Genomic DNA, 8,475 nt, shown 5'->3' on the forward strand with positions numbered 1-8,475 from the left:
TGAAGGCCATCGACATTCCGGCAGGCGGCACGCCGGAAGGCTGGGGCGTGAAGTTCGGGGAGGACGGCCAGAACGAGCGGGCCACGATGATGGGCATGCAGTGGCAGGACGGCAAGCTCGTGACCGTCTGGCCGCCCGAAGCGGCCGTGGCCGAGGTCCGGCTGACCAAGCCCGAGTGAAGCCCGGCGCAGGAACAAGGCAACCGGAATGACCGTCTTCTGGCAGCTCGTCCTCAACGGCCTGATGCTGGGTGGCCTGTTCGCCATCATCAGCGTCGGCCTCACCCTGATCTTCGGCATCATCCGCCTGGTCAACTTCGCCCATGGCGAGCTCTTGATGGTCGGGATGTACGCGACCTTCCTGCTCACCACGCAGCTGGGCGTGCATCCCTATGCCCTGGCCCCGCCGGTGGTCCTGCTCCTGTTCGTGGTGGGCGTGCTGATCCAGCGCTTCATCCTGCAGCCACTCCTGGAGGCGCGCGACCACCATGTGCAGATCTTCGCCACGGTCGGTCTGTCCACCGCACTGATCAATCTGGCGCTGCTCCTGTTCGGCGCCGACATCCACTCCACCCCCGCCTACGGCGCGCGCACGGCGTTGAGCTTCGGCCCGTTCCGCATCCTGACCGGCCATGTCGTGATGTTCGTGGCCGGCATCCTGGTGGTGGGCGGCCTGCACCTCTTCCTGCAGCGCACCTATCTCGGCCGCGCGATCCGGGCGACCGCACAGCACCGCCACGCCGCCCAGCTCATGGGCATCGACATCAACCGGATCTACATCATCACCTTCGGCATCGGGGCCGCCTGCGTGGGCCTGGCCGCGACGCTGGTGGCGCCGATGTACCCGGTGTCGCCAACGGTTGGGACCTATTTCGTGCTGACCGCCTTCGTAGTGGTCGTGCTGGGCGGCATGGGCAGCCTGCACGGCGCCTTCATCGGCGCGCTCATCATCGGCCTCGTGGACAGTCTCAGCGGCTACTACATCGCCCCCGACCTGAAGGAAGTCGTGATCTTCGCGATCTTCCTCTTGATCCTCCTGGTCCGCCCGACCGGCCTGTTCGGTCTCGGCCGCGGCTCGGAATAGGAGTGCCACCATGAACGACGGCAAGCTCGCCGCCTTCGGCCTGGACAAGCGCGGCGCCATCCTGGTGGCCCTCCTGCTGGCCGCCATCCTGGCGATCCCGCTGGGCGTCCGGTCCGACTTCGTGTTCCACATCTTCATCACGATCTGCCTCTACGGCGCCCTGTCGACCGCCTGGAACATCGTGGGCGGCTTCGCCGGCCAGCTCTCGCTGGGCCATGCGATCTTCTATGGGCTGGGCGCCTACACGGCCGGGCTGCTGGTGCCCTACGGCATCTCGCCCTGGTTCGGCATGTTCGCCGGCGCCGCCCTCTCCGCGGTCGTGGCCGTGCTGATCAGCGTGCCCTGCTTCCGCCTGCGCGGCCCGTTCTTCGCGCTGGCCACCATCGCCTTCCTGGAGGTCGTCTTCCAGCTGGCCCTGCACTTCAAGGGCATCACCGGTGGTGCGGTCGGCCTGATGGTCCCGCTGCAGATCGGCTGGGAATGGATGATCTTCCGCGAGCGCGAGCCCTCGCTCCTGATCGCGTTCGGCCTCCTGCTGCTGACCCTGCTGGTCGCCGGCTGGATCCGCCACAGCCGGTTCGGCTACTACCTGATCGCCACCCGCGAGCGCGAGCCGGCTGCCCAGGCTGCCGGCATCGACAGCCTGAAGGTGCGCCTCTGGGCGGTCGCGATCTCCGCCGCCCTGACCTCGATGGTCGGCACCTTCCACGGCATGTACCTGACCTTCATCGAGCCGGAGGCGATGTTCTCGCTGACGCTCTCGATCCAGATCGCCATGTTCGCCCTGATCGGCGGCATCGGCACCGTGCTGGGCCCGCTGCTCGGCACGCTGCTGGTGGTCCCGCTCACCGAGCTCGCCCGCGGCTGGCTGGGTGCTTCGGCGATCGGCCTGCACGGCTTCATCTACGGCACGGTGCTGGTGCTGATCGTCCTGTTCATGCCGGACGGTCTGGTGGGCTTCTTCACCCGCAAGACCCACCCGCGCCCGGACGAGGCGGCCGCCCAGCCCGGCGCCCTGCAGGCCTCGGCCGGCGCCCTCGTCCACGACCCGGCAGAGCCGGAGGAGGCCCGTACGATCGGCGAGCCGATTTTGGTCGCCGAGAAGCTCAACAAGGCGTTCGGCGGCCTGCGCGTCGCCCAGGACCTCGACCTTACCGTCCAGCAGGGCGAGGTGCTGGGCATCATCGGCCCGAACGGTGCCGGCAAGACCACCCTGTTCAACATGCTCTCCGGCTTCCTGCCGCCGGATTCGGGCGTGGTCCGGGTGCGCGACCGGAACGGCCAGTGGGTCACGCCGGGCTCGCCGCACGAGTTCGCCCGGATCGGGGTCGGCCGCACCTTCCAGATCGTTCAGCCCTTTGCCGCGATGACGGTGCTGGAGAACATCATGGTGGGCGCCTTCCACCACCATGCCGGCCGCAAGGAGGCGCGTGAGAAGGCGCTGGAGGTCGCCGAGCGGATGGGCTTGTGGGCGCAGCGCGACATGGAGGCGCGCAACCTGACGATCGGCGGCCAGAAGCGCCTGGAGGTCGCCCGGGTGATGGCCACCGAGCCGCGCATCCTGCTGCTCGACGAGGTCATGGCCGGCCTGAACCAGACTGATATCCGCCAGGCCATCACGCTGATCGAGAAGATCCGGGATGCCGGCGTCACCGTGATCGCGATCGAGCACGTCATGCAGGCGATCATGGCGCTGTCCGACCGGGTGGTCGTGCTCAACTCCGCAAGGCTGCTGGCCAACGGCAAGCCCGAGGACGTCGTGCGTGATCCGGCCGTGATCGAGGCCTATCTGGGAGAGGAGTTCGTCCATGCTGCGGCTTGAGCGCGTCTCCGCCGGCTATGGCCGCGTCACCATCCTCCACGGCATCTCGATCGAGGTGGGCCAGGGCGAGGTCGTGACCATCGTGGGCGCCAACGGTGCCGGCAAGACCACCACGCTCCGCACCATCGCCGGCCTGGTCCGCCCGACCGAGGGCAGCATCACCTTCGAGGGCAAGGACATCGGCCGGCTCCCCGCGCATGAGGTGGTCGACCTGGGCATCACCCTCATTCCCGAGGGCCGCCAGCTCTTCCCCTACATGACCGTGCGCGAGAACCTGCTGATGGGCGCCTACACGCCGCGCGCCCGCGCCGAGGCCGACCAAACGCTGCAGTTCGCCTTCAGCCTGTTCCCGCGGGTGAAGGAGAAGCTCGACCAGCATGCCGGCTCGCTGTCGGGTGGCGAGCAGCAGATGGTCGCGATTGCCCGCGGCTTGATGGCCAAGCCCAAGCTGCTCCTGTTCGACGAGCCGTCGCTGGGTCTGGCACCGATCATCGTCAAGCAGGTGTTCGAGACCATCGACAAGATCGTGGCCACCGGTGTGACCGTGCTGATCGTCGAGCAGAACGTGTTCCACACCCTCTCCATCGCGGATCGCGGCTACGTGCTGGAGAACGGGGAGATCACCATGACCGACACCGGCGCTGCCCTCCTGAAGAACGATCATGTCCGCCGGGCCTATCTCGGCATCTGAGGAGCCATGATGAGCGAAGACCTGCAGAAACGCCCGAGCCACCGGGACCGGATCGTGCTGGTGACCGGGGCCGGCCAGGGCATCGGTGCCGCGATTGCCGAGGGCTTCGGCCGCCGTGCCGCGAAGGTCGCCGTCACCGATGTCGACCTCGGCCGTGCCGAGGCGGTCGCTGGTAGGATCCGCGAGGCCGGCGGCCGGGCCGCTGCGGCCGCCTTCGACGTCGCCGACTACGACGCCTTGGCCAAGGCCGTGGAGCGGCTCCAGGCGGAGCTGGGTGGCACGTTCGACACCGTCATCAACAATGCCGGCATCTCGCCCAAGCACAACGGCAAGGCCCATCAGGTCTATGAGATGTCGCCCGACGAATGGCGCCGGGTGGTCGACGTCAACCTGACCGGCTGCTTCAACACGACTCGGCTGCTCACCCCGGCCATGAAGGAGAAGGGCTTCGGCGTCCTGATCCACCAGTCCTCGATCGCCGGCAAGACCTACTCCAACGTGGTCGGCGCCCACTACGCTGCGACCAAGGCGGCGCTGATCGGCTTCACCAAGCACACCGCCGCCGAGCTCGGCCCCTACGGCATCCGCGTCAATGCGCTGGCCCCCGGCCGGATCGACACGCCGCTGATCCGCACCGTGCCGGACGAGATCAACCGGGTGCAGATCGAGATGACCGCATTGCGCCGCCTGGGTCGCCCCGACGAGGTCGCCGATCTCGCCCTCTACCTGACCTCCGACGAGGCCAGCTTCATCACCGGCCAGGTCGTGGACGTGGCCGGCGGACTCATGTTGACCTGAACCAGCAGGAACGCGCTATGCCCACCGAGGCCGCCCCCAGCCAGGGCCATTCCATCGCCAACATGTCCGGCGCCCACACCTTCGCCGCCGCGCTCAAGCGCCACGGCGTCGAGGTGATCTTCGGCCAGAGCATCCCGTCCGCCCTGTTCCTGGTGGCACCGGAGTTCGGCATCCGCCAGATCGGCTACCGTACGGAGAACGCAGGTGCCGCCATGGCCGATGCGTTCGCGCGGGTCTCGCACAAGGTGCCGGTGGTGACCGGGCAGAACGGTCCGGCCGCCACCCTGCTGGTGCCTGGCCTGGCCGAGGCCTACAAGGCGTCGATCCCGGTAGTCGCGATCGTCCAGGACGTCCATCGCCAGCAGACCGACAAGAACGCCTTCCAGGAACTGGACCATCTCGACCTGTTCAAGGGCGTGGCGAAGTGGATCCGCCGGGTCTCCGAGGCCGACCGGATCGACGACTATGTCGACATGGCGTTCACCGCCGCCGCATCGGGCCGCCCTGGCCCGGCCGTCCTGATCGCCCCGGTCGACCTGTTCATCGACACGCCCAAGATCGGCTCGGGCAAGCGGATCGCCTCGCTCGGCACCTATCCGCTCGACCGCACCGTGGCCGATCCGACCGCGGTCGCCGAGGCCGCCGCCGTCCTGGCCGCTGCCAAGGCGCCCCTGGTAATCGCCGGCGGCGGCGTCCACTCCTCGGATGCCACGGCTGAACTGACGGCCCTGCAGGAACTGGGCTTCCCGGTCGCTACCACCGCCATGGGCAAGGGCACGGTCGCTGAGACCCACCCGCTCTCAGTGGGGCCGGTCGGCTATTTCATGGGCCTGCGCGGCCGTGCGCAGCATCTCCGCCCGCTGGTGGAGGAGGCCGATGTCGTCCTGCTGGTCGGCAACCGCACCAACCAGAACGGCACGGACAGCTGGCAGCTCTATCCGAAGAACGCCCGCTACATCCATCTGGACGTGGACAGCCAGGAGGTCGGCCGGAACTACGAGGCGATGCGCCTGGTGGGCGATGCCAGGCTGACCCTGCGCGCCCTCACCCACGCCCTGCGGGACCAGGACCTGTCGCTTCGCCAAGAAGGCCGGGCCGCCCTGGAGCGGAAGATCGCCGCCGCGCGCGAATCCTGGCAAGCCGACATCACCAGCACGCTGGACCTGGACGCCGCCCCGGTCCGGCCCGAGCGTCTGATGCTCGACCTGGACCAGGTGCTCACCCCGGAATCGATTGTGGTGGCCGATGCCAGCTACGCCTCGATCTGGGTCGCCAACTACCTGACCGCGCGCAAGGCCGGTGCCCGCTTCATCACGCCCCGCGGCATCGCGGGCCTGGGCTGGGGCCTGCCGTTCGCGCTGGGTGCCAAGACCGCCCGGCCGGACGCTCCCGTCATCTGCCTAGCCGGTGATGGCGGCTTCGCCCATGTCTGGTCGGAACTGGAGACCTCGCGACGGATGAAGCTGCCGGTCGTGCTGATCGTCCTGAACAACCAGATCCTCGGCTACCAGAAGCATGCCGAGAAGGTGCTGTTCGACGGCTACAGTGACGTCTGCGACTTCGAGGCGGTCGACCATGCCATGATCGCGAAGGCCTGCGGCTGCCACGGCGTGCGGGTCGAGCGCCCGGAGCAGTTCCTGCCGGCCCTGAAGGAGGCGCTGGCCGCGGATCGGACCACCGTGATCGACGTGGTGACCGACCAGAGGGCCTATCCGCCGATCACCATGTTCGAGGCGAACGAGCGCCTGGATTACTGACACGCATTCGGATCAGGGAGGCGAACATGAACAACTGGAAGAACAGTACCGCCCTCGCCGTACTCGGGGCTGCCCTCCTGGCAGCCCAGCCGGCCTGGGCGGACGTCAAGTTCGGCGCACTCTACCCGTTCAGCGGTGAGCTGGCGCTGCTCGGCGAGGAGAGCTTCCGCGGCCTGGAGCTGGCGGTCGAGGAGATGAACGCCAAGGGCGGCATCCAGGGCGAGCAGATCGTGCTGGCCAGGGGCGACGCCGTCGACAACAACCAGGCGATCGGCGAGGCCCGCCGGCTGACCTCGGTGGAATCGGTGGCCGCCATTTTCGGGACTTATTCGTCCGGCCGCTCCATGGCGGCGAGCCAGGTGGCCGAGCTTGCCGGCATTCCCTATTTCGAGCTGGGTGCGGTCACGGCCGACCTCACCAATCGCGGCTTCAAGTACCTGTTCCGTACCAATCCCACCGCGATCCAGACCGGTGAGACCACCATCGACCTGGTGCGCGAGGTGGTGGCCCCTGCCCTGAACGTCGATCCGAAGGAGCTGAAGATCGCGCTGCTCTACGAGGACAGCAGCTTCGGCGCCTCGGTCGGCAAGTACAAGCTGGAGGCGGCGCAGAAGCACGGCCTGAACGTCGTCCAGGAGCATGCCTACCCCGCCAGCACGGTCGACATGTCCTCGATCATCCTGGCGCTGCAGCAGGCCGAGGTCGACGTGGTCATCCAGACCTCGTACCTGAACGACACGGTCCTGTTCCTGCGCCAGGCGCACGAGGCCGGCTTCAAGCCCAAGGCGTTCGTGGGTGCCGGCGGCGGCTACTCGATGCAGCAGGCCGCGGATTCGGTGGGCCATGACCTGATCGACGGCGTGTTTGATGTCGACTTCCCGCAATACAAGATCAATCCCGAAGCCGCTCCAGGCATCGAGGGATTCGTCGAGGCCTACCAGAAGAAGTACAACCAGGCGCCGCGCTCCGGCCATTCGCTCGTCAACTATGCGGGCTCGCTCGCGATCCTGGAGGCGCTGGACAAGGCCAAAGGCTTCGAGCCCGACACGATCCGCGAGACCGTGGCCGCCATGGACGTGCCGATCGGGCAGACCGCCACCGGCTACGGCGTCAAGTTCGACCAGAACGGCCAGAACACCCGCGCCTTCTACTACGGAATGCAGTGGCAGGACGGCCAGCTCGTGACGATCTATCCGAAGAACGCCGCGTTCGCCGAACCGCGCTTCAACACCCCCTGAGACCAAGGGGGCCGGGCGCTGTGAAGCTTACCCGGCCCTTCACCTTTTTTTGGAGCCCTGCCCGATGTCGAGTGCCGCCAGCCCGGCGCAATCCCAGTCCGGCGATCCCGCCAGCCGCCGGATGGATCCGAGCCGGATCGCGTATCAGCGTCCGCAGCCGGCTGGCATGGTCCCCGACATCTTCTTCGGCGGCGGCCTGTCGCTCGCGGAGGACGACCCGCACTGGGTACCCCAGGCTAAGGACGTCTGGTTCAAGCCCCTGGTCCTGAACGTCACCCAGGGCTTCTACGTCAACATCCTGAAGGTCAAGAAGGCGGGTGTCCTGTCCCGCCACCGCCATTTCGGCCCGGTCCACGCCTTCACGCTGAAGGGCTCCTGGCACTATCTGGAGCATGACTGGGTGGCCCGCGAGGGCGACTATGTGTTCGAGCCCCCGGGCGAGACCCACACGCTGGTGGTGCCCGAGGATGCCGAGGGCATGATCACCCTGTTCCACGTCACCGGCGGTTATTCCTATGTCGACCCGCAGGGCGAGGCGCTCGGCTACGAGGACGTGTTCACCAAGCTGGAAGCAGCGCAGCGCCACTTTGAGGCCCGGGGCCTGGGCTCGGCCTATGTGGAGCAGTTCGTCCGCTGAGCCATACGGGGGCCGCTCAGGACGCGGCCCGATCATCGCGACGTTCCAGCACGCCGGCCTGAACCGGGCCGTGCCATCGAGCGCGGCCGGCACCGGCCTTCTACTTCACTAATTACGTAACGTGCCGGTGAGGTTGCAGTTGAAGCGTTAACAGAACCTTATGCTGCCGAATTTTTGTGGCGCCGAGTAGCGGCACAGCAGCCGTGGCTGAGTGCCGCGAAACACCGGCCCTGACGCTGCTGCTGTGAGTCGATCGTGATGGCGTGGCCACAGGCAGCTATGGCACAAGGTGCTAGGTCAGGGAGTCTTGGTGGAAGCGCTGGTTGCGGTCACCTTCGACAGCAACCAGCGCCTGGAGCGGTTCAGGGCGCGAGTCGACTTTGGTGGTGGATGGTGCGGTCGCTGGTGTGGCTGGTGGCGACGACCTGACTGGCGGGCTTTGCGGCCGC

Annotated in this window: 7 protein-coding genes and 1 pseudogene; all 8 read left to right on the forward strand. The window is 67.5% G+C overall.

Features of this window, described 5'->3' with window-relative positions; translation table 11 throughout:
- Positions 1-179 (forward strand): annotated as a pseudogene (locus EQG76_RS33630) (ABC transporter substrate-binding protein); the annotation flags it as partial.
- A gap of 28 nt (positions 180-207) precedes the next feature.
- Entirely contained in the window at positions 208-1,083 is an 876-nt protein-coding gene (locus tag EQG76_RS23285) for a branched-chain amino acid ABC transporter permease (RefSeq protein ID WP_159716744.1), read from the forward strand.
- 10 nt (positions 1,084-1,093) lie between these two features.
- On the forward strand, positions 1,094-2,905 hold the full coding sequence (locus tag EQG76_RS23290; RefSeq protein WP_159716746.1) for a branched-chain amino acid ABC transporter ATP-binding protein/permease: 1,812 nt from the start codon (positions 1,094-1,096) through the stop codon (positions 2,903-2,905).
- Positions 2,892-3,596, forward strand: coding sequence for an ABC transporter ATP-binding protein (locus EQG76_RS23295; RefSeq protein ID WP_159716748.1), 705 nt, complete (start codon positions 2,892-2,894; stop codon positions 3,594-3,596). Before EQG76_RS23290 ends, EQG76_RS23295 begins: the two co-directional genes overlap by 14 nt.
- A gap of 9 nt (positions 3,597-3,605) precedes the next feature.
- On the forward strand, positions 3,606-4,394 hold the full coding sequence (fabG, locus tag EQG76_RS23300) for a 3-oxoacyl-ACP reductase FabG (protein ID WP_159716750.1): 789 nt from the start codon (positions 3,606-3,608) through the stop codon (positions 4,392-4,394).
- A 17-nt stretch (positions 4,395-4,411) separates the two neighbouring features.
- Positions 4,412-6,151: an acetolactate synthase catalytic subunit gene (locus EQG76_RS23305; RefSeq protein WP_159716752.1), complete on the forward strand. Its 1,740-nt coding sequence runs from the start codon at positions 4,412-4,414 to the stop codon at positions 6,149-6,151.
- 26 nt (positions 6,152-6,177) lie between these two features.
- On the forward strand, positions 6,178-7,389 hold the full coding sequence (locus EQG76_RS23310) for an ABC transporter substrate-binding protein (RefSeq protein WP_159716754.1): 1,212 nt from the start codon (positions 6,178-6,180) through the stop codon (positions 7,387-7,389).
- A 64-nt stretch (positions 7,390-7,453) separates the two neighbouring features.
- Entirely contained in the window at positions 7,454-8,026 is a 573-nt protein-coding gene (locus tag EQG76_RS23315; RefSeq protein ID WP_200841054.1) for a 2,4'-dihydroxyacetophenone dioxygenase family protein, read from the forward strand.
- The last annotated feature ends 449 nt before the right edge of the window (positions 8,027-8,475 follow it).

This window comes from Geminicoccus flavidas, from assembly GCF_009806515.1.
Lineage (GTDB): Bacteria > Pseudomonadota > Alphaproteobacteria > Geminicoccales > Geminicoccaceae > Geminicoccus > Geminicoccus flavidus.

Bases quoted from the DNA above. Each gene is read 5' to 3' on its own strand.
- EQG76_RS23285 (WP_159716744.1), top strand. From the start codon at position 208: ATGACCGTCTTCTGGCAGCTCGTCCTCAACGGCCTGATGCTGGGTGGC.
- EQG76_RS23290 (WP_159716746.1), top strand. From the start codon at position 1,094: ATGAACGACGGCAAGCTCGCCGCCTTCGGCCTGGACAAGCGCGGCGCC.
- EQG76_RS23295 (WP_159716748.1), top strand. From the start codon at position 2,892: ATGCTGCGGCTTGAGCGCGTCTCCGCCGGCTATGGCCGCGTCACCATC.
- fabG (WP_159716750.1), top strand. From the start codon at position 3,606: ATGAGCGAAGACCTGCAGAAACGCCCGAGCCACCGGGACCGGATCGTG.
- EQG76_RS23305 (WP_159716752.1), top strand. From the start codon at position 4,412: ATGCCCACCGAGGCCGCCCCCAGCCAGGGCCATTCCATCGCCAACATG.
- EQG76_RS23310 (WP_159716754.1), top strand. From the start codon at position 6,178: ATGAACAACTGGAAGAACAGTACCGCCCTCGCCGTACTCGGGGCTGCC.
- EQG76_RS23315 (WP_200841054.1), top strand. From the start codon at position 7,454: ATGTCGAGTGCCGCCAGCCCGGCGCAATCCCAGTCCGGCGATCCCGCC.